Genomic DNA, 20,267 nt, shown 5'->3' with positions numbered 1-20,267 from the left:
GGGCGATCCTTTCCTGCGCGTCTGTAGCGCCAAAGCCGACAGATATGAAACAAATCCCTTCCCCGCCACACGCTTGCGTGAGCACCCTGTTGCAAAACTTGTGACCGGGTGCCGGGCGCACATCTGGGCGGCAAGGCGACAGAGGAGGCAGAGACATGAGCAACCTGAAGAAAATCCTGTTGGTCGACGATGACGAGGACCTGCGCGAGGCGCTGAGCGAACAGCTGGTGATGACCGAGGATTTCGACGTGTTCGAGGCGGGCAGCGGTCACGAGGCGATGGAGAAGGCCAAGGCCGCGATCTACGACCTGGTGATCCTGGATGTCGGCCTGCCCGATACCGACGGGCGCGAATTGTGCCGTCTGATGCGCAAGCAGAACGTCAAATGCCCCATCATCATGCTGACGGGGCATGACAGCGATGCCGACACGATCCTGGGCCTCGATGCGGGGGCGAACGACTATGTGACCAAGCCGTTCAAGTTCCCCGTCCTGCTGGCGCGCATCCGCGCGCAGCTGCGCCAGCACGAGCAGTCCGAGGACGCGATCTTCCAGCTTGGTCCCTACACGTTCAAGCCGGCGATGAAGATGCTGATCACCGAGGACGAGCGCAAGATCCGGCTGACCGAGAAGGAGACCAACATCCTCAAGTTCCTGTATCGGGCCTCCGAAGGCGTGGTGGCGCGCGATGTGCTGCTGCACGAGGTCTGGGGCTACAATGCGGGTGTCACCACGCATACGCTTGAGACCCATATCTACCGGCTGCGCCAGAAGATCGAGCCCGATCCCTCGAACGCGCGGCTGCTGGTGACCGAGTCGGGGGGCTATAGGCTGGTCGCCTGAGCGGTGGCGAGGGGTTTCGGCTCGCGATGCGAGCCGACCGGGGGGGGGCGCTGCCCCCGGACCCCCGGGATATTTCCGGCCAGAAGAAGGGATGGGGCGGGGGCTGTGCCTTGAGGCTTGCGGGGCGGCGGCCTAGGGTGGCGCGGCTTGTAACGGGACAGAGAGAGACGCACGGATGCCCTTCACGCTGGCCACCTGGAACATCAACTCGATCCGGCTGCGCGAGGGGCTGGTGAAACGGCTGCTGACCGAAGAGGCGCCCGACATCCTTTGCCTGCAGGAGTGCAAGAGCCCGGTCGACAAGATGCCGCTGGCGACGTTCCGGGACCTGGGCTACGGCCATGTCGTGGCCCGCGGGCAGAAGGGCTATAACGGCGTCGCCATCCTGTCGAGACTGCCGCTGGAAGATGCGGGCGAGATGGATTTCGCGGGGCTCGGCCATGCCCGCCATGTGGCCGCGCGGCTGGAAGGCGGGGTCACGATCCACAATGTCTATGTGCCGGCGGGTGGCGATGTGCCGGACCGCGCGGTGAACGAGAAGTTCGGCCAGAAGCTCGACTATGTCGCGGAGATGCGCGACTGGTTCCGCGACAATCGGCCGGATCGTGCGATCCTGGTGGGCGACCTGAACATCGCGCCGCGCGAGGATGACGTCTGGTCGCACAGGCAGCTTCTGAAGGTGGTCAGCCACACGCCGGTCGAGGTCGACCATCTGGGCCAGGCGCAGGAGGCGGGCGGCTGGGTCGATGTCACCCGGGCCGATATTCCCGAGGGCAAGCTGTACTCCTGGTGGTCCTACCGCGCGCGCGACTGGGACGCCGCGGACAAGGGGCGCCGACTCGATCACATCTGGGCCTCGTCCGATATCGCCGGGGCGGCCCATTCCAGCCGCATCCTGCGCGCGGTGCGCGGCTGGGAGCAGCCGTCGGACCACGCGCCGGTGCTGGCCAGCTTCGATCTGTAGGAGTTCGCCCTTGGGTTTTTCCCCTAGACGCTCATATAAGGCGCGAAACCGATGAAACGCGGAGATGACGACATGCTTGAACTTGGCGGCAATGCGCGCGGTGCCGGGCCGCAGGACGACCTGATCAAGGACATCTCGGAAATGACCTTCCTGCAGGATGTCATCGAGGTGTCGCGCGAGGTGCCCGTCATCGTCGATTTCTGGGCGCCCTGGTGCGGTCCGTGCAAGACGCTGGGTCCCATGCTGGAAGCGGCGGTGACCGAGGCGGGCGGCAAGGTGCGCATGGTCAAGATGAATGTCGACGAGAACCAGCAGATCGCCGCCCAGCTGCGCATCCAGTCGATCCCGACGGTCTATGCCTTCTTTCAGGGTCAGCCGCTGGACGGGTTCCAGGGCGCGTTGCCGCAGTCCGAGATCCGGGCCTTCGTGCAGCGGGTCGCCGCGGTGGCGGGGGATGGGGGGCTGTCCGAGGCGGTGGAGGCGGCCGAGCTGATGCTGGCGGAGGGGGCGGTGGTGGATGCCGCGCAGACCTTTGCCGCCGTTCTCGGCGAGGATCCCGGGCACGCGGCGGCCTATGGCGGGCTGGTCCGGGCGCATCTGGCGCTGAAGGAGACAGAGCAGGCCGAAGCCCTGCTGGCCGCGGTTCCCCCCGAGATCGCCGGCAGCCCCGAGATCGAGGCGGCGCGCGCGCAGCTGGCGCTGGCCCGGCAGGCGGCCGAGGCAGGGCCGGTGGCCGATCTGCGCGCCGCGGTCGAGCATGACCCGGACGATCACCAGGCGCGGTTCGATCTGGCCAAGGCGCTGCATGCCGCGGGCGAGATCGAGGAAGCGGTCGACGAATTGCTGGAACTGTTCCGCCGTGACCGCGAGTGGAACGAGGGGGCGGCCAAGACCCAGCTTTTCATCATCTTCGACGCGCTGAAGCCGCAGGATCCGATTGTCCTCAGGGGACGGCGGAAACTGTCCTCGATGATATTTGCCTGACCGGTGTCGCGGCCTAGCTTGCAGGGTATGTTCTCCGCCGCCGATCTACCCGAAACGATCCCCGTCTTCCCGCTTCCCGGGGCGCTTCTGCTGCCCCGGGCACGGCTTCCCCTGCACATCTTCGAGCCGCGCTATCTGGCGATGCTGGACGACACGCTGAAGACGCCACACCGGCTGATCGGCATGATCCAGCCGCGCGAGGTGCCCGGCGGGGGCGAGCGCAGGCTGCATGCCATCGGCTGTGCGGGCCGTGTCACCGCGTTCTCGGAAACCGAGGACGGGCGCTACATGATCACGCTGTCGGGCATCTCGCGCTACCGGATCACGCGCGAGCAGCCGGGTTTTACCCCCTATCTGCGGGCGGATGTGTCCTGGGACGGGTTCGCGCGCGATCTTGGCCCGGGCGAGGACGATACCCGGTTCGACCGGGCGAAGTTCATGGATCTCCTGAAGCGTTTCTTCTCCAGCCGGGGCCTTGCCACCGACTGGGACAGTCTGAAGGAGGCCGAGGACGAACTGTTGATCAACTCGCTGTCGATGCTCTGTCCCTTTGCGCCCGAGGACAGGCAGGCCCTGCTCGAGGCGCCCTCGCTGACGACCCGGCGCGAGACGCTGGTCACCCTGATCGAATTCGCGCTGCGCAGCGGCACGGACGAGGAGACGATGCAATGACAGAGACGTTCCATGCCGACCGAAGGATGCTCGAGTCGCTGGTCTGTCCGGTGACGCATGCGCCGCTGGCCTATGATGCCGAGCGGCGGGAACTGGTGTCGCGGGCCGCGGGGCTGGCCTTTCCGATCCGGGGCGGCATCCCGATCATGCTGGTGGACGAGGCGCGCCGCCTGGATTGAGCGCGCCTGTCAGCGTCGACAGCGCGCCAGTTGCCCGCGATAGAGATCGGCGCGGTTCGACACCCGGTCGGCGACCTTGATAAGCCAAGGCTTGGCCATGTAGCTCTGCCTTGCAAACCCCGCCTGTCCCTCGTGATAGGCTAGGTACTGGTTGCGCGCGTCATGCAGCGGAATACCCAGCATGTCGCGGCTCCGGTTCATGTACCAGCCCATGAAATCGGTCGCGTCATTGATCCTGTCGCGCCTGGCCCCGCGCTTTCCGGTGGCGCGGACATAGTCGTCCCAGGTTCCGTCGATGGCCTGGGCATAGCCATAGGCCGAACTTTGTCGGCCCATCGGGATGATGCCCAGGACGTATTGGTGCGGCGTGCGGGCATCGCCCACGAACTTGCTTTCCTGGTGCATCACCGCCATCTGCACATGGACGGGAACGCCCCAGCGCCGTTCGGCGCGCTCCATCGCGCGGACATAGTTCGGACGCTCGCGGGCGATTCCGCACGCATTGTCCAGCTCGCGCGGGGGCGAATACCCACCGCCGCAGCCTGCAAGCGCAAGAATGACCACCACGAGAAGGACTCTGCTCATCTGCCCCGGCCTCGTTATCTTTATTGTTGCCGCCACCATAGGCGAAATCGCGCGGCGGGAAAACGCCCATCCGGCAGGTCCGGATCAGAAAAGCGCGAGGTGGCATCGGTTCGCGCGGTGCAGGGGGCACTGTGGGGCCGGGCATCACAATCTGTTTCCATGCGCCGCGTGCTGTCGCATGGACTCTGTCCGCGTTGCGGCAGTATTGTGGCCTCATGGGGGTTGGATGACGATGCGAACGACACGCGCGAAATACGGTCTTGGTCAGGTGGTGCGGCATCGCAAGCACCCCTTCCGCGGAGTCGTGTTCGATGTCGATGCGATGTTCTCGAACACCGAGGAATGGTATGACGCCATCCCCGAGGAAAGCCGGCCCGCGAAGGACCAGCCCTTCTACCACCTGCTGGCCGAGAACGACCACAGCTATTACGTCGCCTATGTGTCGGAGCAAAATCTGGTGCCCGACGACACCGGCGAGCCGATTGACCATCCCGACCTTGCCGATCTGTTCGGCGAGTTCGAGGATGGGCATTACCCGCTGCAATTCCAGCTGAACTGAGGATGCGCCGGGCCTAGTAGCCCAGCGCGCAGCCATCCTTGCGCGGGTCGGACGCGCCTTGCAGCACGCCCGCCGCCTCGTCGATCAGGATCGCCTGGGCGCCGCCGATCGGGACATCGGGGATCGCGACCTCGTGGCCCAGCGCGGCCAGTTCCGCCCGCACCGCGTCCGGATACCCCCGCTCGACCTGCATCTGGCCTGCATCGGTGAAACTGCGCGGCGCGTCGATGGCCTGCTGTGGGTGCATGCCGAAATCGACCACATTGGTCAGGAATCGCGCATGCCCGTTTGCCTGATAGGCCCCGCCCATCACGCCGAAGGGCATCAGCACGCGGCCGTTCCTTTTCAGCATCGCGGGGATGATCGTGTGCATCGGCCGCTTGCCGCCCGCGGCCTCGTTCGGGTGGCCCTCGGCCAGCGTGAAGCCCGCGCCGCGGTTCTGGAAATTGATGCCGAACTTGGCTGACGCCAGCCCCGAGCCGAAGGCGTGGAACACCGAATAGATCAGTGAGACCGCCATCCGGTCGCGGTCGACCACGGTCAGGTAGATCGTGTCCTTGTGCACCGATTCCGCCAGTGCCGCGGGGCTTTCCATCGCCCGGCCGGGGTCGATCAGCGCGGCCAGACCTGCGGCCGTGTCCGGCGCCAGCATGTGATCGAGACGGGTCATGTGCGCGGGGTCGGCGATGAAGCGGTTGCGCGCGTCATAGGCCAGTTTTGCCGCCTCGGCCTCGATATGGGCGCGTTGGGCGCCCAGCGGGTCCATCGCGGCCAGGTCGAAATGCGACAGGATGTTCGCCATCAGGATCGCGGTTGCGCCCTGCCCGTTCGGCGGATGCTCGACCAGTTCGATGCCCTTGTAGGTGCCGCTGACCGGATCTGTCCAGTCGCAGGCGGTGGCGGCGAAATCCTCCAGCGTATGCGTGCCGCCCAGCGCGCGGAGCGAGGCCACCATGTCCTCGGCCACCTCGCCCTCGTAATAGCCCGCGCGGCCCTCGGTGGCGACACGGCGCAGCACCTGGGCCTGCATCGGCGCGCGAAAGACCTGGCCGGGGCGCGGCGCTGCGCCGTCGATCAGGTAGAACCGGCGGGCGTCGCCCTGCAGGTTTCCTTGGGTGCAGCCCCAGTCCCAGGCGGTGCGGGGGGCGACGGGCACGCCCGCCTCTGCATAGTGGATCGCGGGGGCGAGGCTGGCGGCCATCCCGGCGCGGCCCCAGTCCGCGGACAGGCGGCAGAAGGCGTCGATGGCGCCCGGCACGGTGACCGCGTCGGCGGTGTGGGTCGGCATGGCGGCCAGCCCGCGGCCGCGCAACGCCGCGGCGTCCAGCCCCGCGGGCGCCCGGCCCGAGCCGTTCAGCGCAAGGATGCGGTCCTCGCCCGCCGGTTTCAGCAGCACGAAACAGTCGCCGCCGATCCCGGTCATGTGCGGTTCGCAGATGCCCAGCAGCACGGCCCCCGCGATGGCGGCATCCACCGCATTGCCACCCGATTCCAGCATCTGCACCGCCACCCGCGCCGCCAGCGGGTGCGATGTGGCGCAGAGTCCGTTCGTTGCGAAAACGGCCGACCGGCCTGGAAGCTGGTAATCGCGCATGCTCTCCTCCCTCGCCTTTGCCGGGACGTTAGGACGGGCAGGGGGGGGAAGCCAATGCGTTTTTCAAGGGCGAGAAGGGGCGTCCATCGCCATGCGCAGCCGATGCGGATTGCGATCCGCATCGAACGGTTCGGCGGGAACCCATGGCAGGCAGTCGCGCGGCGGTTCGGGGGTGGGCAGAGGATGCGACGCCCGGACAGGCGTCGGGCAGAGGCGTGATCGGGTCGCCCTGACCTTGCGGGCCGATCCCGGAGGGGCGGAGGGAGCCTCGCGGCCGGGGTGCCAGTGCGGCCCCGCGTTCACGCCTCGGCCAGCGGCACGAAGAAGCGCAGGCGGTTCTGTCCGTTCTCGCGGATATAGGACAGGTCCCGGGCCAGCGCACGGATCAGGAACCAGCCGAACCCGCCCTCGGGCGGGCCGTCCCCGGAGCCCTCATAGGCAGGCAGCGCGCCGCCGGGCAGAACGCCGGCGGGCATCGGGTCACCATAGTCGCGCAGGTCGACCTTCAGCCGCGTGCCGCAATGCACAAGGCGCAGTTCGATCGGGCCGTTGCCGCCGTGACGGTAGGCATGTTCGACCACGTTGTTCAGCGCTTCCGCCAGGACCGTCTCGGCCATGCCGAGCAGGTCGGGACCAGGGCCTGCCGGGGCGAAGCGTGTCCGCATCTCGGCCAGGGCGCAGCGAACTCCCATGGGCGTGGCCTCCACCACGATCAACGCGGCCTCCGCCTCGCAACAACTGGCGTCCCGGGCGTCGTCGGATGGGGCGATCCCACCCCGCATCCCGTCCGGCAGGGTCATGCGATCGACCGCTTGTCCGCAAAGGCCGCCTCGGTGTCGGGATGGATGGTGAAGACCCGGTCCATCCGCGTCAGGCGGAACACCTTTTCGACATTGGGGGTCAGGTTGCAAAGTTCCAGCGTGCGGCCCGGCCCGAGCAGTTTCATCACGGCCACGACCGCGCCAAGGCCGCTGCTGTCGAGGAAATCGACCGCGCCCAGATCCAGCACGACGCGCGCCGGGCCGTCTGCCGCCACTTCGCGCATGCGGTCCTTGAACCGGATCGCCACCGCCGAGTCGATGCGCGGTTCAGCGACGGTCACATGCAGCGCGTCGTCACGGGTTTCGGTGTGCAGTTCCATGCGGACTCTCCTGTGATCCGGTGTTGAGGCTAGACGCCAATCGTTACCATTCTGTAAGTGATGGTCGTCAAATGCGGGAGGACGGCATGAACGAGGTTGTGATCTGCGGAGCGGCGCGCACGCCCATGGGCGGCTTTCAGGGCGTGTTCGCCGACGTCGATGCGCCCACGCTGGGCGGTGCCGCGATTCGTGCGGCGATGGCGGGCGCAGGCGTCGGGACGGTCGATGAATTGCTGATGGGCTGCGTGTTGCCTGCGGGCCAGGGGCAGGCCCCCGCGCGGCAGGCGGGGTTCAAGGCGGGGCTGGGCGAGGATGTGCCCGCGACCACGCTGAACAAGATGTGCGGCTCGGGGATGAAGGCCGCGATGATCGCGCATGACCAGCTGGCGCTGGGCGCCGCCGCGGTGATCTGCGCCGGTGGCATGGAAAGCATGACCAACGCCCCCTACCTGTTGCCCGCGATGCGCGGCGGCGCGCGGATCGGCCATGGTCAGGTGATCGACCACATGTTCCTCGACGGGCTGGAAGACGCCTATGACAAGGGTCGCCTGATGGGCACCTTTGCCGAGGATTGCGCCGGGCATTTCCAGTTCACGCGCGAGGCGCAGGACGAATATGCGCTGGGCTCGCTGTCCAATGCGCTGGCGGCGCAGAAATCCGGGGCCTTCGAGGGCGAGATCGTGCCCGTTACCGTGGCCTCGCGCAGGGGCGAGACGGTGGTGGCCGAGGACGAACAGCCCGCCAATGCACGGCCCGAGAAGATCCCGCAGTTGAAACCCGCCTTCCGCAAGGACGGCACGGTGACGGCGGCCAATTCCTCGTCGATCTCGGACGGGGCGGCGGCGCTGATCCTGGCGACCCGCGCCGAGGCCGAGGCGCGCGGCCTGCCGATCCGCGCCCGCATCCTGGGCCATGCAAGCCACGCGCAGGCCCCGGGCTGGTTCACGACCGCGCCGGTTCCGGCCGCGCAGAAGCTGCTGGCGCGGATCGGCTGGACCAGGGACGATGTCGATCTGTGGGAGGTGAACGAGGCTTTCGCCGTGGTGCCCATGGCCTTCATGCACGAGATGGGGCTGCCGCGCGAGCGGGTGAACGTGAATGGCGGCGCCTGTGCGCTGGGCCACCCGATCGGTGCCTCTGGCACGCGGATCATCGTCACGCTGCTGAACGCGCTGGAAAAGCGCGGGTTGAAACGCGGCGTCGCGGCGATCTGCATCGGCGGCGGCGAGGGCACCGCCATCGCCATCGAGCGGCCCTGAGCCAAGCGGGCCGCCCTGCACCGGCAAGGCGGCCCGGTCCTAGTCCTGAAAACGCCAGCCCGACCGGCGCGGCACCCGGACGGCCAGCATCGGCTTCAGAAGCGGGCTGGCGAAGCGGTCCAGATCCAGCGCCTCGTGCACGCCCACCATTTCCTCGCCGAAGACCCGGGTGCGCACCGCCGAGCGGCAATAGAACGGTGCGTCCAGCATGTCGTGGACCTGTTGCGGCACATAGCCCGGGTCGGCGCGCGTCTCGCGCCGGACCAGCCATTTCGACCGGGCGAACCGCGTGCGCGGCGGCGCGTCGATCACCTCGGCCGAGCCATCCGCGCCGAAATGCAGCCCCACCGCCAGTTCGGACCCGTCCCGCACGCTGGCATCGTAGAAGCAGTAGGCGCCGTTGTCGCGCGTCGGGAACCGGCCCCAGGTCCAGTAGCTGAAATCGTCCTCCAGCGCGTGGATGCCGAAATTCGCATCGAAATAGCCATGCCCCGTCCATTGCCAGCCGGGCTGGTTCAGGTCCACCTCGATCTCGGACGAGGGCGCGAAGGGCCGCCAGACATGGCTTCCGTCCTGCTTCAGCGGCAACTCGACCGAGGTGATCGCGGACGGCGTCACCCTGACCCGCCCCTTCAGCCGCTGCATCCTTGGCCAGGCAACCTCGTCGATGTCGATCAGCAACTGGCTGCCGGTCCAGGTCAGTTTCGACGGTCCCACCTCGAACCTGTTGCGCGACTGGCGCAGGGCGGCCTGTCCGCGGTCGGTCATCGTCCAGCGCCCGCCGCGGCCATAGGTGGCGACGTTGATGCAGCAATGGTTTTCAGGGTTCTTCCGGCCCGACCAGCGATACCAGGGCGAGAACACCGAGCCGATGAACGAGATGATGGAAATCTGCTGTTCGCCGTCATGGCTGATGCCGTCGACATACCACCAGGCATAGCCGTCGGGCGGTACCTCTAGGTCGAAGCAAGGTCCGTCAAGATCGCCGCGGCCGCGTGCCGGCCGGAGAGGGTTGCCATGGGGATGCCCGCCCCCGGATGCGCGCCCCCCCCCGCCAGATAAAGCCCCGCCACCTTCGTCCGGGCCGTGGGCTTCTTCAACGAGGCTGTCAGGCCGTGCGGGCTCCGCCCGTATAGGGAACCTTCCGAGGCGGGGAACAGCTTCGCGAACTGCCTGGGCGTCGTCAGCCAGTCCGTCCCCGGCGTCGGATCGAAGGCCAGCCCGAACCGGGCCAGCGTCTCGAAGGTGCGTGTCCGGCACGTCTCTTTCTCCTCGTCTGTCGGATCGGCCCCGTCCGCCTGGGGCGGGCCGTTCATGATGATCTCGAACCGTTCCAGCCCCTGCGGAGAGGCGCCGGTGCCCCGGTCCTGCGCGCAGATATAGAGCGTGCCGTCCTCGGGCATATGGCCCTTTGCGATCGGATCGAATTCGGTATGCGGATCGGTGCAGAAAAAGACGTTGTGGTGGACAAGCTCCGGCCCTTTCGGGATGGCGGCATAGGACCAGACATAGGCCGACAGGCTGCGCGGATGGGTGGCCGCGCGCGGCAGGGTGTCGCGCAGGCCCTCGCCCAGCAGCCCCGCCCCCAGCGCGGCCGGATCGCCGTTGAAGACGACGATATCGGCGGGCAGGCGGGTGCCATCCTCCAGGTGCACGGCCGCGACGCGGCCCGCGCGCGTCTCGATCTGTGCGGCCCCGGTGCCGAAGGTGAAGGCGGCGCCCTGCGTGCGGGCCAGCCGTTCCAGCCCGTGGGCCAGCCGTTTCATGCCGCCCTCGACCCGCCAGACGCCCTGCGCCTCGGCATGCCAGATCAGCCCCAGGATCGCGGGCGAACGGAAGGGCGAGCCGCCGACATAGGTGGCATAGCGCCCGAAGAGCTGCGCGAGCCGGGGATCGGTGAACCGCGCGCCCAGCGTTTTCGCCAGCGTCCTGTGCGGCGCCATGTCGAGGATCAGCCTGGGATGGATCAGCACATGCCGCGTCAGAGCGCCCTGCGAGGGCGTGCCCGCCAGCATCATCGGCCCCTCGAACGCCTGATAGAGCCGCTTTGCCCGGGCGCAGAAGGCGCGGAACTCGCGTTCCGCCTGCGCCCCGGCAAAGGCGCCCACGGCGTCCGCGCTGGCCGCTTCGTCGGCGAAGAGGTCCAGCGTTCCGCCATCGGGCCACCAGTGCCGCGCCAGAACCTCTTCGCGGTGCAGCGTCACATAGTCGGACAGCCGCGCGCCGGTACTGTCGAAAAGCTCTTCGAAGACGGGGCGCAGGGTCATCACCGTGGGCCCCGCATCGACCGGCCCGGCCTCGGTCGCCATCGTGCGCATCTTGCCGCCCGGCCCGGGCGCGCGGTCCACGACATGCACCTTCAGCCCCGCATGGGCCAGCCGGATCGCCGCCGAAAGCCCCCCCATCCCGGCGCCGATGACGACGATTTCCTCAGCCCTTGCGGCCATCTTGATCCACCTCAAGGAATGTTGACTCGAAACCTTAGACTGTCCATCCTGATTTACAATCGTGAATGTCTCGCTGGCCTGACACATCGGGAATGTGCGGCGGGCCGGACCAGAACGGGGAGCCAACATGGACCTTTCGGGCCGCATCGAATCCGCCATCAGCCGTGCGATCGCAGAGGGACAGGCCGGGGCCGCCCCGCCGAAACTCGCCTCGGCGCTGGAATACGCGATGTCTCCGGGCGGTGCGCGCATCCGTCCCAGGATCTGCCTGAATGTCGCGCTGGCCTGCGGCGACGGCAAGCCGGAACTGGCCGATGCCGCCGCGGTGGCGATCGAGCTGATCCATTCCGCCAGCCTTGTGCATGACGACATGCCCTGTTTCGACAATGCCGATATCCGCCGCGGCAAGCCCGCTTTGCACAAGGCCTATGGCGAGCCGCTGGCGCTGTTGACCGGCGACAGCCTGATCGTCGCGGGGTTCGAGGTGCTGGCGCGTGCGGCGCATCACGACTGCCAGCGCGCAGTGGAACTGATCCGCATCCTCGGCGTGCGCACCGGCATGCCCTATGGCATCTGCGCGGGGCAGGGCTGGGAGAGCGAGGACAAGATCGACCTGTCCGCCTATCACCGCGCCAAGACCGGCGCGTTGTTCATCGCGGCGACCTCGATGGGCGCCGTTGCGGCCGGCCATGAGGCCGAGCCGTGGGAGGAACTGGGCGACCGCATCGGCGAGGCGTTCCAGGTCGCCGATGACCTGAAGGACGCGCTGCTTGACGCCGAGACGATGGGCAAGCCCGCTGGTCAGGACGCCGCCAATGGTCGGCCGAGCGCCGTGGCCGAACTGGGCGTCGATGGCGCCGTGCAGCGGTTCAAGGACATCCTGTCGGGCGCCATCGCCTCGATCCCGTCCTGCCCGGGCGAGGCGCAGCTGGCCCAGATGGTCCGCGTCATGGCCGAACGGCTGATCCCCGAGCCCTCGCGCCAGGCCGCCGAATGACTGACGCCTCTCGCGGGTTCGGCTGGCGCCGCTGGCGCAACCGCAAGATCGCCTCGCGCGGGTTCCAGTCCTGGGCCAGCCGCTTTCCCCTGACCCGCGGGCATGCGCGGCGCGAGGGCGAGCGGCTGTTCGACCTGGTTTCGGGCTTCGTCTACAGCCAGGTGCTTTATGCTGTGGTCGAACTGGACCTGCTGGAGGCCACGTTCGACGCGCCGCAAACCGTTGCCGCGCTGGCCGACCGCAGCCGCATCCCCGAGGACCGGATGGAGGCGCTGTGCCAGGCCGCAACCGCGCTGGGCCTGTTCGACAGGGTGGAGGGCGGCTATCAGCTTTCCGCGCTGGGCGCGGCGCTGGTCGGGGCGCCCGGCGTGATCGGCATGATCCGCCACCATGATGTCTTCTATCGTGACCTCGAGGATCCGGTCGCGCTGCTGCGTGGTGCGCGCGAGACCGAGCTTGCCCGCTTCTGGCCCTATGTCTTCGGCGCGGGCGCGGCCGAAAACCCGGAGGTGGCGCAACGCTACTCGCAACTGATGGCCGACAGCCAGGCGCTGGTGGCCGAGGAAACGCTGCGCACGATCCCGTTTGAGGGCATCACGCATCTTCTGGACGTGGGCGGCGGCACCGGCGCGTTTCTGGCGGCCATCGGTGCGGCCAATCCGGGCCTGAAGATGACGCTGTTCGACCTGCCCGCCGTGGTGCCCGCCGCCGAGGCGCGGTTTCGCGCGGCGGGCATGGCGGATCGCGTCACCGTCACTGGGGGCAGCTTCCGCGACGATCCGCTGCCCGCGGGGGCGGATGCGATCTCGCTGATCCGGGTCTGTTATGACCATGCGGACGAAACGGTGCGCGCATTGATGGCGAAAATCTTTGCGGCGCTGCCGCCCGGCGGACGGTTCATCGTGTCCGAGCCGATGGCGGGCGGCGCGCGCCCGGACCGGGCGGGGGATGCCTATTTCGCCTTTTACTGCATGGCGATGCAGACCGGAAAGGCGCGGTCGCAGGCGCGGATCGCGGAGCTGATGCGCGAGGCCGGATTCGAGCGGATCGAAACCCCCCGCCCCCGGCGCGCCTTTGTCACGTCGGTCGTGACCGGGTGTAAGCCTGGGGCGACATAATGGTCGCGCCGACCTGTCTAATAAAGTTGACACTTGGGGCTGTCCAAGTAAACTGACAAAAACCGATCACCGATGTGTGAGTCCCGAGTCACTCGGGGGAGAAGCGGGAAGGGAGTTGCCCATGGAAACCACAGCCGTCATCCTTCGGGGCCCCAAGGAGCTTGGGCTCGGCAGGCTGGCGCTGACGGAGCCGGGGCCGCGCGATCTGGTCGTGCAGATCTCGCATTCCGGCATCTCCACCGGCACCGAAAAGTTGTTCTATACCGGCGAGATGCCGCCCTTCCCCGGCATGGGCTATCCGCTGGTGCCCGGCTACGAGGCCGCGGGCGAGGTGGTCGAGGCCGGGTCCGACACGAATTTCAAGGTGGGCGAGCGCGTCTTCGTGCCCGGTGCCAACTGCTATGACGGGGCGTTCGGCCTGTTCGGCGGCTCCGCCCGGCGGCTGGTGACCGATGCCAGCCGCGTGACCCGCATCGACCCTGGCCTTGGTGCCGAGGGGGCGTTGCTGGCGCTGGCCGCGACGGCGCGGCACGCGCTGGCGGGCGTCGACAAGAAGATGCCGGAACTCATCGTGGGCCACGGCGTTCTGGGCCGCCTTCTGGCGCGGCTGACCATCGCCGCCGGTGCCCCCGCCCCGACCGTGTGGGAGATCAACCCCGCCCGGGCCGGTGGCGCCGAAGGCTACGAAGTGCTGCACCCCGACGAGGACCCGCGCCGCGACTACCGCACGATCTACGACGCCTCGGGCGTCGGCAGCCTGCTTGACAGCCTCATCACCCGCATCGCCAAGGGCGGCGAGGTGGTGCTGGCCGGGTTCTATACCCAACCTCTGTCCTTCGCCTTCCCGCCCGCCTTCATGAAGGAGGCCCGGCTGCGCATCGCCGCCGAGTGGGAGCGCGACGACCTGATTGCAACGCGCCAGCTTGTGGAAGCCGGGGCGTTGTCGCTGGGGGGTCTGATTACCCACAGCGTTCCCGCGGAAAAGGCCGCAGAAGCCTATGAAACCGCATTCAACGATCCTGCCTGTCTGAAAATGATCCTGAACTGGGGAGCCGAACATGACGCTTGATGTCCCGAATATCAAAGACATCGACCAGCGGTTGAGGGACGAGGCGAACGAGCCTCTGGATGACATCCCCCTGACCGAGCCGACCAAGAAGACCCAGATCATCGCGATCTACGGCAAGGGCGGCATCGGCAAGTCGTTCACGCTGGCCAACCTGTCCAACATGATGGCCGAACAGGGCAAGCGCGTGCTCCTGATCGGCTGCGACCCGAAATCGGACACGACCAGCCTGCTGTTCGGCGGCAAGGCCTGCCCGACGATCATCGAGACCTCGACCAGGAAGAAGCTCGCTGGCGAAGAGGTGCAGATCGGCGATGTCTGCTTCAAGCGGAACGGCGTCTTCGCGATGGAACTCGGCGGCCCCGAGGTCGGCCGCGGCTGCGGCGGGCGCGGCATCATCCACGGCTTCGAACTGCTGGAAAAGCTGGGCTTCCACGACTGGGATTTCGACTATGTCCTGCTCGACTTCCTGGGCGACGTGGTCTGCGGCGGCTTCGGCCTGCCCATCGCCCGCGACATGGCGCAGAAGGTGATCCTGGTGGGCAGCAACGACCTGCAATCGCTCTATGTGGCCAACAATGTCTGCTCGGCGGTGGAATATTTCCGCAAGCTCGGCGGCAATGTCGGCGTCGCGGGGCTGGTCATCAACAAGGATGATGGCACCGGCGAGGCGCAGGCTTTCGCCAAGGCGGTGAACATCCCCGTGCTGGCCGCGATCCCGCAGGACGAGGAGCTACGCCGGAAATCGGCCAATTACCAGATCGTCGGCACCAATGCCGGGCCCTGGGGCGAGCTGTTCGGCGCGCTGGCCGAAGCCGTGGCAGAGGCCCCGCCGATCCGGCCCGCGCCGCTGGACCAGGACGGCCTGCTGGGCCTGTTCAGCCCCGAGGAAACCGGCGCCGGGTTCGAACTGATGCCCGCGACCGACGCGGACATGCGCGGCAAGAACGCCAAGCCCAAGAAATCCCTCGAGGTGGTCTACGACGATGTTTGACCTCGACGAACTCTCCCGCTGGGACGCGGCGCTGAAGGCGCTCTCCCATCACGAGAAACCGGAACCTGACGCGCATCGCAAGGCGGCCGACCGCGAACCGGCCCCCATGCGCGAGATGGAGGACGCATGACCGAAGAGGTCACATATGACACCGCCCACAGGGCGCAGGTGATCGAAGGCACGCCAAGGGGGCAGGGAAACGCCCCCCAGGCGGTCGATCCGGCGCTGGGCGACGGCATGGGCTGCCATGCCGGAGCGGGCGAGATGGAAACGGCAGCCCGCAGCGCGGGCAAGTCCGAGATTCTCGACCAGTATGCCAAGGATTATCCGCAAGGCCCGCATGACAAGCCGCAAAGCATGTGCCCGGCCTTCGGCTCGCTCCGCGTGGGCCTCCGGATGCGGCGCGTGGCGACGGTGCTGTCGGGGTCGGCCTGCTGCGTCTATGGCCTGACCTTCGTCAGCCATTTCTACGGCGCGCGGCGGTCGGTGGGCTACGTCCCGTTCAGTTCCGAAACGCTGGTCACCGGCAAGCTGTTCGAGGATATCCGCGAGGCGGTGCACGAACTGGCCGATCCCGACCGCTATGACGCCATCGTGGTTACGAACCTGTGCGTTCCCACCGCCTCGGGCGTGCCGCTGCGGCTGCTGCCGGACGAGATCAACGGCGTGCGGATCGTGGGCATCGACGTGCCGGGTTTCGGCGTGCCGACCCATGCCGAGGCCAAGGACGTGCTGGCGGGCGCGATGCTGAACTATGCCCGCAAGGAGATCATGGCAGGCCCCGTCGCCGCGCCCGAGGGCGGGCTGTCCGACCGGCCGACCGTGACGCTTCTGGGCGAGATGTTCCCGGCCGATCCCATCGTGATCGGCAAGCTGCTCGACCCGCTGGGGCTGGCCTGCGGCCCCGTCGTGCCCTGCCGCGAATGGCGCGAGCTTTACGCAGCGCTGGATTGCGGCGCCGTGGCGGCGATCCATCCGTTCTACACCGCGGCCATGCGTGAATTCGACGCGGCCGGCCGGCCCATCGTCGGCTCGGCCCCGGTGGGACATGATGGCACAGCCGCTTGGCTTGCCAATATCGGCGATGCCTTCGGCCTGCCTGCCGACAAGGTCGCGGCGGCGCAGAACATGTTCCTGCCCGCCATCAAGGGCGCGCTGGCCGGGGCGCCGATCAACGGCACGATCACGCTGTCGGGCTATGAGGGATCGGAACTGCTGGTGGCCCGTCTGCTGATCGAGTCCGGTGCAAATATTCCTTATGTCGGAACGGCTTGTGCGAAGACGAAGCAATCCGAAGCCGATCGCGACTGGCTGGAATCCAAGGGCGTCAAGGTCAAGTTCCGCGCCTCGCTCGAGGATGATTGCGCCGCGATGGAGGCGATCCGGCCCGATCTTGCCATCGGCACCACGCCGGTCGTGCAGAAGGCCAAGGAACTGGCGATCCCGGGCCTCTACTTCACCAACCTGATTTCGGCTCGTCCGCTGATGGGACCGGCCGGGGCGGGGTCGCTCGCGCAGGTGGTGAACTCGGCGATTGCGAACAAGGGCCGCATGGCGTCGATGCGCGAATTCTTCGAAGGTGTCGGAGAGGGCGATACCGCGGGCGTGTGGGAGGGGAATCCGAATCTCCACCCCGAGTTCCGGGAAGCCCACCAGAAGAAACTCGACAAGAAGCGTCGCGCCGAGAAGGCGGAGGAAATGATCTGATGCTGGTTCAGGATCACGACAGAGCCGGAGGGTACTGGGGGGCCGTTTACGCCTTCTGTGCCGTCAAGGGCCTGCAGGTGGTCATCGACGGCCCTGTGGGCTGCGAGAACCTGCCGGTCACCTCTGTGCTGCACTACACCGACGCGCTGCCCCCGCACGAGTTGCCCATCGTCGTCACCGGCCTGGGCGAGGAAGAACTGGGCCGCGATGGCACGGAGGGCGCGATGAAGCGCGCCTGGAAGACGCTGGACCCGGCGCTGCCCGCGGTCGTCGTCACCGGTTCGATCGCCGAGATGATCGGCGGCGGCGTGACGCCCATGGGCACCAACATCCAGCGCTTCCTGCCGCGCACCATCGACGAGGATCAATGGGAAGCCGCCGACCGGGCGATGACCTGGATCTTCACCGAGTTCGGTATGACCAAGGGTCGGATGCCCCCCGAGAAGAAGCGCGAAGAAGGCGCGAAGCCGCGGGTCAACATCCTTGGGCCGATGTATGGCGTGTTCAACATGCCCTCCGACCTGGCCGAGATCCGGCGCCTGGTCGAAGGCATTGGCGCCGAGGTCAACATGGTGATGCCGCTGGGTGCCCATCTGGCCGAGATGCGCAACCTGGTGAATGCCGACGTCAACATCGTGATGTATCGCGAGTTCGGGCGCGGCCTGGCCGAGGTTCTGGGCAAGCCTTACCTTCAGGCGCCCATCGGCGTCGACTCGACGACGAAATTCCTGCGCAAGCTGGGCGAGATGCTGGGCCTTGACCCCGAGCCCTTCATCGCGCGCGAGAAGCATTCGACGATCAAGCCGGTCTGGGATCTTTGGCGGTCGGTGACGCAGGATTTCTTTGCCACGGCCAGCTTTGCCATCGTCGCGAACGAGACCTATGCCCGCGGCGTGCGCCACTTCATGGAAAGCGATCTGGGTTTTCCCTGCGCCTTTGCGGTGGCCCGCCAGCGCGGCGCCAAGACCGACAACGAACAGGTCCGTGCGCTGATGGCGCAGAAGCGGCCGCTGGTCGTGATGGGCTCGATCAACGAGAAGATCTATCTGGCCGAGCTGTCGGCCGGGCATGGGCCGAAGCCGGCCTTCATCCCGGCGGGCTTCCCGGGTGCGGCGATCCGGCGCGCGACGGGGACGCCCTTCATGGGTTATGCCGGTGCGACCTATCTGCTTCAGGAAGTGTGCAACGCTCTGTTCGACGCACTCTTCCACATTCTGCCGCTGGGCGCCGAGATGGACTCGGCCGCAGCGACGCCTACCCGGCTTCGCCGCGACTTTCCCTGGGACGAGGACGCTCAGGCGCTTCTCGACAGGATCGTGGCGGAACACCCGGTTCTCACTCGCATCTCCGCAGCGAAATCCCTGCGCGACGCGGCCGAGAAGGCTGCGCTCGAACAGGGTGCCGAGCGGGTGGTGCGGGAAACGGTCGAGGCGCTTGCGCCTGCCGGTTTCGAACGACTTGAAAAGGGAGACAGCAGATGACCGACCAGACTTCCGACGTCCATGTCGCACGCGCGCACCGGCCGCCGAAAGCGGAATTCGCCGTCTACTTCACGATCATCTTCCTCGCAGCGCTGCCGCTGGCCTTCATTGCCACGCTGCTGTCGGTGCTGCGCAACGGTGATCTGAACACAAAGGGCCCGATCGCCCGCGCCTGGAGCCAGGCGCGGATCATCACGCCCATGATCTTTTCCGCCTGAGCGATCAGGCGCAAACCCGAATTCGTCCATCCCCCCCGGGTGGGCGAGTAGCTGGCAGGGCATGACGCTCTGCTGGAACCCGGCCGCCGGGACGCGCGGCATCAGTCTGACGATCCGGAGGAAAGTTTATGGCTGAATCTGACCTGTCGTTCTCGGGTCTGACCGATGAGCAGGCGCAGGAAGTGCATGCTGTCTACATGAGCGGGCTTTGGCTGTTCTCGGCTGTTGCCGTTTTCGCTCACCTGGCAGTGTACATCTGGCGTCCGTGGCTCTGAGAGAGGGACCTGAAAAATGGCCAAGTTCTATAAAGTCTGGATGATTTTCGACCCCCGTCGCGTGCTTGTCGCGCAGGGCGTCTTCCTCTTCCTGGTTGCGGTGATGATTCACCTCTTCGTTCTCAGCAACCCCTACTTCAACTGGCTGAACGTCGCCGCCGAGAAGGCCGCTGGCGCGTAAGCCGCCCGGCCTTCCGGTGGACAGCACTGGAAGTGACATCAGCGCCGCGGGCGGGAGCCCCGATCTCCCGCCCGCGGCGACCTCGAAGAACAAGGACGGCTGAGGCCCCTCACGGACACGGCCGCCATTTGCGGAGACAGACGATGGCACTGCTCAGTTTTGAGAGAAAGTATCGCGTCCGTGGAGGGACGCTCATCGGTGGCGATCTGTTCGACTTTTGGGTGGGGCCTTTCTACGTAGGCTTCTTCGGAGTGACGACCGCCTTTTTCGCCACCCTTGGGACCGCGCTGATCTTCTACAGCGCGTCCCTGCAAGGAACCTTCAACCCGTTCACGATCCACGTTGCGCCGCCTGACCTTTCGCATGGTCTGGGCATCGCGCCGCTGGCCGAGGGCGGGCTTTGGCAATTCATCACCGTATGCGCCATCGGCGCGTTCGTCAGCTGGGCGCTCAGGGAAGTCGAAATCTGCCGCAAACTCGGAATGGGCTACCACGTTCCGATCGCGTTCAGCGTTGCGATCCTGGCCTATGTTACCCTCGTTGTGTTCCGCCCGTTGCTTCTGGGCGCCTGGGGTCATGGCTTCCCCTACGGTATCTTCAGCCACCTCGACTGGGTGTCGAATACCGGCTACGCCTACCTGCACTTCCACTACAACCCGTTCCACATGCTCGGCGTGTCGCTGTTCTTCGCCACCTGTCTGGCGCTGGCTCTGCATGGCGGTCTGATCCTGTCGGCCTGCAACCCGGAAAAGGGCGAAGAAGCCAAGACCCCCGACCACGAAGACACGTTCTTCCGTGACCTCATCGGTTACTCGGTCGGGACGCTCGGGATTCACCGGCTTGGCTGGCTGCTGGCGATCAACGCGGTCTTCTTCTCGGCCGTCTGCATCATCATCTCCGGTCCGCTCTGGACCGAAGGCTGGCCCGAGTGGTGGACCTGGTGGAGCAACATGCCGATCTGGCCCGATATCGAGGCCGCCGGCGCAGGCCAAGGAGTTATGTAA

At 67.0% G+C, this 20,267-nt stretch carries 24 protein-coding genes; 18 read left to right on the top strand and 6 right to left on the bottom strand.

All coding sequences use genetic code 11. The annotated features are described in order from the left end of the window. Positions 1-155 precede the first annotated feature (155 nt). From NHN26_RS06210 to NHN26_RS06190, 5 genes are all read left to right on the top strand, one after another. A complete protein-coding gene (locus NHN26_RS06210; RefSeq protein ID WP_132693266.1) occupies positions 156-842 on the top strand; it encodes a response regulator transcription factor in 687 nt (228 codons plus the stop codon). 175 nt (positions 843-1,017) lie between these two features. Continuing rightward, positions 1,018-1,806 (top strand): exodeoxyribonuclease III, encoded by a 789-nt coding sequence (locus NHN26_RS06205; protein ID WP_253088628.1) that lies wholly within the window; start codon positions 1,018-1,020, stop codon positions 1,804-1,806. Between the two features lie 72 nt (positions 1,807-1,878). Beyond that, complete coding sequence (gene trxA, locus NHN26_RS06200; protein ID WP_253088655.1) at positions 1,879-2,790, top strand: thioredoxin; 912 nt, start codon at positions 1,879-1,881, stop codon at positions 2,788-2,790. Positions 2,791-2,817: 27 nt separating this feature from the next. Beyond that, positions 2,818-3,462 (top strand): LON peptidase substrate-binding domain-containing protein, encoded by a 645-nt coding sequence (locus NHN26_RS06195; RefSeq protein ID WP_253088627.1) that lies wholly within the window; start codon positions 2,818-2,820, stop codon positions 3,460-3,462. Next, positions 3,459-3,641, top strand: coding sequence for a Trm112 family protein (locus NHN26_RS06190; protein ID WP_132693269.1), 183 nt, complete (start codon positions 3,459-3,461; stop codon positions 3,639-3,641). Before NHN26_RS06195 ends, NHN26_RS06190 begins: the two co-directional genes overlap by 4 nt. 9 nt (positions 3,642-3,650) lie before the next feature. Here the strand turns inward: NHN26_RS06190 and NHN26_RS06185 are convergent, their stop codons facing one another. Beyond that, positions 3,651-4,226 (bottom strand): transglycosylase SLT domain-containing protein, encoded by a 576-nt coding sequence (locus tag NHN26_RS06185; protein ID WP_253088626.1) that lies wholly within the window; start codon positions 4,224-4,226, stop codon positions 3,651-3,653. A 232-nt stretch (positions 4,227-4,458) separates the two neighbouring features. Between NHN26_RS06185 and hspQ the strand changes: the two genes are divergently transcribed. After that, a complete protein-coding gene (hspQ, locus tag NHN26_RS06180; protein ID WP_253088654.1) occupies positions 4,459-4,785 on the top strand; it encodes a heat shock protein HspQ in 327 nt (108 codons plus the stop codon). A 13-nt stretch (positions 4,786-4,798) separates the two neighbouring features. Here hspQ and NHN26_RS06175 read toward each other — a convergent pair whose 3' ends face one another. The 3 genes from NHN26_RS06175 to NHN26_RS06165 all read right to left on the bottom strand — a co-directional run bounded on the left by NHN26_RS06175 (position 4,799) and on the right by NHN26_RS06165 (position 7,520). Then, positions 4,799-6,379 carry a gamma-glutamyltransferase family protein gene (locus tag NHN26_RS06175; RefSeq protein ID WP_253088625.1) on the bottom strand — a complete coding sequence of 527 codons (1,581 nt, stop codon included), beginning with the start codon at positions 6,377-6,379 and terminating at the stop codon, positions 4,799-4,801. A 299-nt stretch (positions 6,380-6,678) separates the two neighbouring features. Next, positions 6,679-7,179, bottom strand: coding sequence for an ATP-binding protein (locus NHN26_RS06170; protein WP_253088624.1), 501 nt, complete (start codon positions 7,177-7,179; stop codon positions 6,679-6,681). Continuing rightward, positions 7,176-7,520, bottom strand: a complete 345-nt coding sequence (locus NHN26_RS06165) for an STAS domain-containing protein (protein ID WP_253088623.1) — start codon at positions 7,518-7,520, stop codon at positions 7,176-7,178. The genes NHN26_RS06170 and NHN26_RS06165 overlap by 4 nt, the downstream gene beginning before the upstream one ends. A gap of 86 nt (positions 7,521-7,606) precedes the next feature. Between NHN26_RS06165 and NHN26_RS06160 the strand changes: the two genes are divergently transcribed. Continuing rightward, entirely contained in the window at positions 7,607-8,779 is a 1,173-nt protein-coding gene (locus tag NHN26_RS06160) for an acetyl-CoA C-acyltransferase (protein ID WP_253088622.1), read from the top strand. Between the two features lie 39 nt (positions 8,780-8,818). On the opposite strand, the gene crtC is transcribed toward NHN26_RS06160, so the two are convergent. Next, entirely contained in the window at positions 8,819-9,694 is an 876-nt protein-coding gene (gene crtC, locus NHN26_RS06155; protein WP_354595924.1) for a carotenoid 1,2-hydratase, read from the bottom strand. 41 nt (positions 9,695-9,735) lie between these two features. Continuing rightward, positions 9,736-11,226: a 1-hydroxycarotenoid 3,4-desaturase CrtD gene (crtD, locus tag NHN26_RS06150; RefSeq protein ID WP_253088621.1), complete on the bottom strand. Its 1,491-nt coding sequence runs from the start codon at positions 11,224-11,226 to the stop codon at positions 9,736-9,738. Positions 11,227-11,353: 127 nt separating this feature from the next. On the opposite strand from crtD, the gene NHN26_RS06145 reads away from it, so the two are divergent. From NHN26_RS06145 to pufL, 11 genes are all read left to right on the top strand, one after another. Next, positions 11,354-12,223 carry a polyprenyl synthetase family protein gene (locus NHN26_RS06145; RefSeq protein ID WP_253088620.1) on the top strand — a complete coding sequence of 290 codons (870 nt, stop codon included), beginning with the start codon at positions 11,354-11,356 and terminating at the stop codon, positions 12,221-12,223. Further along, positions 12,220-13,341, top strand: a complete 1,122-nt coding sequence (locus NHN26_RS06140) for an acetylserotonin O-methyltransferase (protein WP_253088619.1) — start codon at positions 12,220-12,222, stop codon at positions 13,339-13,341. Before NHN26_RS06145 ends, NHN26_RS06140 begins: the two co-directional genes overlap by 4 nt. A gap of 121 nt (positions 13,342-13,462) precedes the next feature. After that, positions 13,463-14,410: a chlorophyll synthesis pathway protein BchC gene (gene bchC / locus NHN26_RS06135; RefSeq protein ID WP_253088618.1), complete on the top strand. Its 948-nt coding sequence runs from the start codon at positions 13,463-13,465 to the stop codon at positions 14,408-14,410. Beyond that, positions 14,400-15,401 carry a chlorophyllide a reductase iron protein subunit X gene (locus tag NHN26_RS06130; protein ID WP_253088617.1) on the top strand — a complete coding sequence of 334 codons (1,002 nt, stop codon included), beginning with the start codon at positions 14,400-14,402 and terminating at the stop codon, positions 15,399-15,401. Before bchC ends, NHN26_RS06130 begins: the two co-directional genes overlap by 11 nt. Further along, entirely contained in the window at positions 15,394-15,531 is a 138-nt protein-coding gene (locus NHN26_RS06125) for a hypothetical protein (protein ID WP_165899110.1), read from the top strand. The genes NHN26_RS06130 and NHN26_RS06125 overlap by 8 nt, the downstream gene beginning before the upstream one ends. Then, complete coding sequence (bchY, locus tag NHN26_RS06120; protein WP_253088616.1) at positions 15,528-17,108, top strand: chlorophyllide a reductase subunit Y; 1,581 nt, start codon at positions 15,528-15,530, stop codon at positions 17,106-17,108. Before NHN26_RS06125 ends, bchY begins: the two co-directional genes overlap by 4 nt. Further along, positions 17,108-18,589 carry a chlorophyllide a reductase subunit Z gene (gene bchZ, locus NHN26_RS06115; RefSeq protein WP_253088615.1) on the top strand — a complete coding sequence of 494 codons (1,482 nt, stop codon included), beginning with the start codon at positions 17,108-17,110 and terminating at the stop codon, positions 18,587-18,589. The genes bchY and bchZ overlap by 1 nt, the downstream gene beginning before the upstream one ends. Next, a complete protein-coding gene (pufQ, locus tag NHN26_RS06110; RefSeq protein ID WP_132693282.1) occupies positions 18,586-18,807 on the top strand; it encodes a cytochrome PufQ in 222 nt (73 codons plus the stop codon). The genes bchZ and pufQ overlap by 4 nt, the downstream gene beginning before the upstream one ends. A 128-nt stretch (positions 18,808-18,935) precedes the next feature. Then, entirely contained in the window at positions 18,936-19,082 is a 147-nt protein-coding gene (gene pufB, locus NHN26_RS06105) for a light-harvesting antenna LH1, beta subunit (RefSeq protein ID WP_132693283.1), read from the top strand. A 16-nt stretch (positions 19,083-19,098) separates the two neighbouring features. After that, positions 19,099-19,263: a light-harvesting antenna LH1, alpha subunit gene (gene pufA / locus NHN26_RS06100; RefSeq protein WP_132693284.1), complete on the top strand. Its 165-nt coding sequence runs from the start codon at positions 19,099-19,101 to the stop codon at positions 19,261-19,263. Positions 19,264-19,406: 143 nt separating this feature from the next. Further along, positions 19,407-20,267, top strand: a complete 861-nt coding sequence (gene pufL, locus NHN26_RS06095; protein ID WP_253088614.1) for a photosynthetic reaction center subunit L — start codon at positions 19,407-19,409, stop codon at positions 20,265-20,267.

The organism is Rhodovulum tesquicola (assembly GCF_024128855.1).
GTDB lineage: Bacteria > Pseudomonadota > Alphaproteobacteria > Rhodobacterales > Rhodobacteraceae > Rhodovulum > Rhodovulum tesquicola.
Note: the sequence above shows the minus strand (reverse complement) of the source record. Positions and strands in the feature narration are given on the sequence as shown.

Bases quoted from the DNA above. Each gene is read 5' to 3' on its own strand.
- NHN26_RS06210 (WP_132693266.1), top strand. From the start codon at position 156: ATGAGCAACCTGAAGAAAATCCTGTTGGTCGACGATGACGAGGACCTG.
- NHN26_RS06205 (WP_253088628.1), top strand. From the start codon at position 1,018: ATGCCCTTCACGCTGGCCACCTGGAACATCAACTCGATCCGGCTGCGC.
- trxA (WP_253088655.1), top strand. From the start codon at position 1,879: ATGCTTGAACTTGGCGGCAATGCGCGCGGTGCCGGGCCGCAGGACGAC.
- NHN26_RS06195 (WP_253088627.1), top strand. From the start codon at position 2,818: ATGTTCTCCGCCGCCGATCTACCCGAAACGATCCCCGTCTTCCCGCTT.
- NHN26_RS06190 (WP_132693269.1), top strand. From the start codon at position 3,459: ATGACAGAGACGTTCCATGCCGACCGAAGGATGCTCGAGTCGCTGGTC.
- NHN26_RS06185 (WP_253088626.1), bottom strand. From the start codon at position 4,226: ATGAGCAGAGTCCTTCTCGTGGTGGTCATTCTTGCGCTTGCAGGCTGC.
- hspQ (WP_253088654.1), top strand. From the start codon at position 4,459: ATGCGAACGACACGCGCGAAATACGGTCTTGGTCAGGTGGTGCGGCAT.
- NHN26_RS06175 (WP_253088625.1), bottom strand. From the start codon at position 6,379: ATGCGCGATTACCAGCTTCCAGGCCGGTCGGCCGTTTTCGCAACGAAC.
- NHN26_RS06170 (WP_253088624.1), bottom strand. From the start codon at position 7,179: ATGACCCTGCCGGACGGGATGCGGGGTGGGATCGCCCCATCCGACGAC.
- NHN26_RS06165 (WP_253088623.1), bottom strand. From the start codon at position 7,520: ATGGAACTGCACACCGAAACCCGTGACGACGCGCTGCATGTGACCGTC.
- NHN26_RS06160 (WP_253088622.1), top strand. From the start codon at position 7,607: ATGAACGAGGTTGTGATCTGCGGAGCGGCGCGCACGCCCATGGGCGGC.
- crtD (WP_253088621.1), bottom strand. From the start codon at position 11,226: ATGGCCGCAAGGGCTGAGGAAATCGTCGTCATCGGCGCCGGGATGGGG.
- NHN26_RS06145 (WP_253088620.1), top strand. From the start codon at position 11,354: ATGGACCTTTCGGGCCGCATCGAATCCGCCATCAGCCGTGCGATCGCA.
- NHN26_RS06140 (WP_253088619.1), top strand. From the start codon at position 12,220: ATGACTGACGCCTCTCGCGGGTTCGGCTGGCGCCGCTGGCGCAACCGC.
- bchC (WP_253088618.1), top strand. From the start codon at position 13,463: ATGGAAACCACAGCCGTCATCCTTCGGGGCCCCAAGGAGCTTGGGCTC.
- NHN26_RS06130 (WP_253088617.1), top strand. From the start codon at position 14,400: ATGACGCTTGATGTCCCGAATATCAAAGACATCGACCAGCGGTTGAGG.
- NHN26_RS06125 (WP_165899110.1), top strand. From the start codon at position 15,394: ATGTTTGACCTCGACGAACTCTCCCGCTGGGACGCGGCGCTGAAGGCG.
- bchY (WP_253088616.1), top strand. From the start codon at position 15,528: ATGACCGAAGAGGTCACATATGACACCGCCCACAGGGCGCAGGTGATC.
- bchZ (WP_253088615.1), top strand. From the start codon at position 17,108: ATGCTGGTTCAGGATCACGACAGAGCCGGAGGGTACTGGGGGGCCGTT.
- pufQ (WP_132693282.1), top strand. From the start codon at position 18,586: ATGACCGACCAGACTTCCGACGTCCATGTCGCACGCGCGCACCGGCCG.
- pufB (WP_132693283.1), top strand. From the start codon at position 18,936: ATGGCTGAATCTGACCTGTCGTTCTCGGGTCTGACCGATGAGCAGGCG.
- pufA (WP_132693284.1), top strand. From the start codon at position 19,099: ATGGCCAAGTTCTATAAAGTCTGGATGATTTTCGACCCCCGTCGCGTG.
- pufL (WP_253088614.1), top strand. From the start codon at position 19,407: ATGGCACTGCTCAGTTTTGAGAGAAAGTATCGCGTCCGTGGAGGGACG.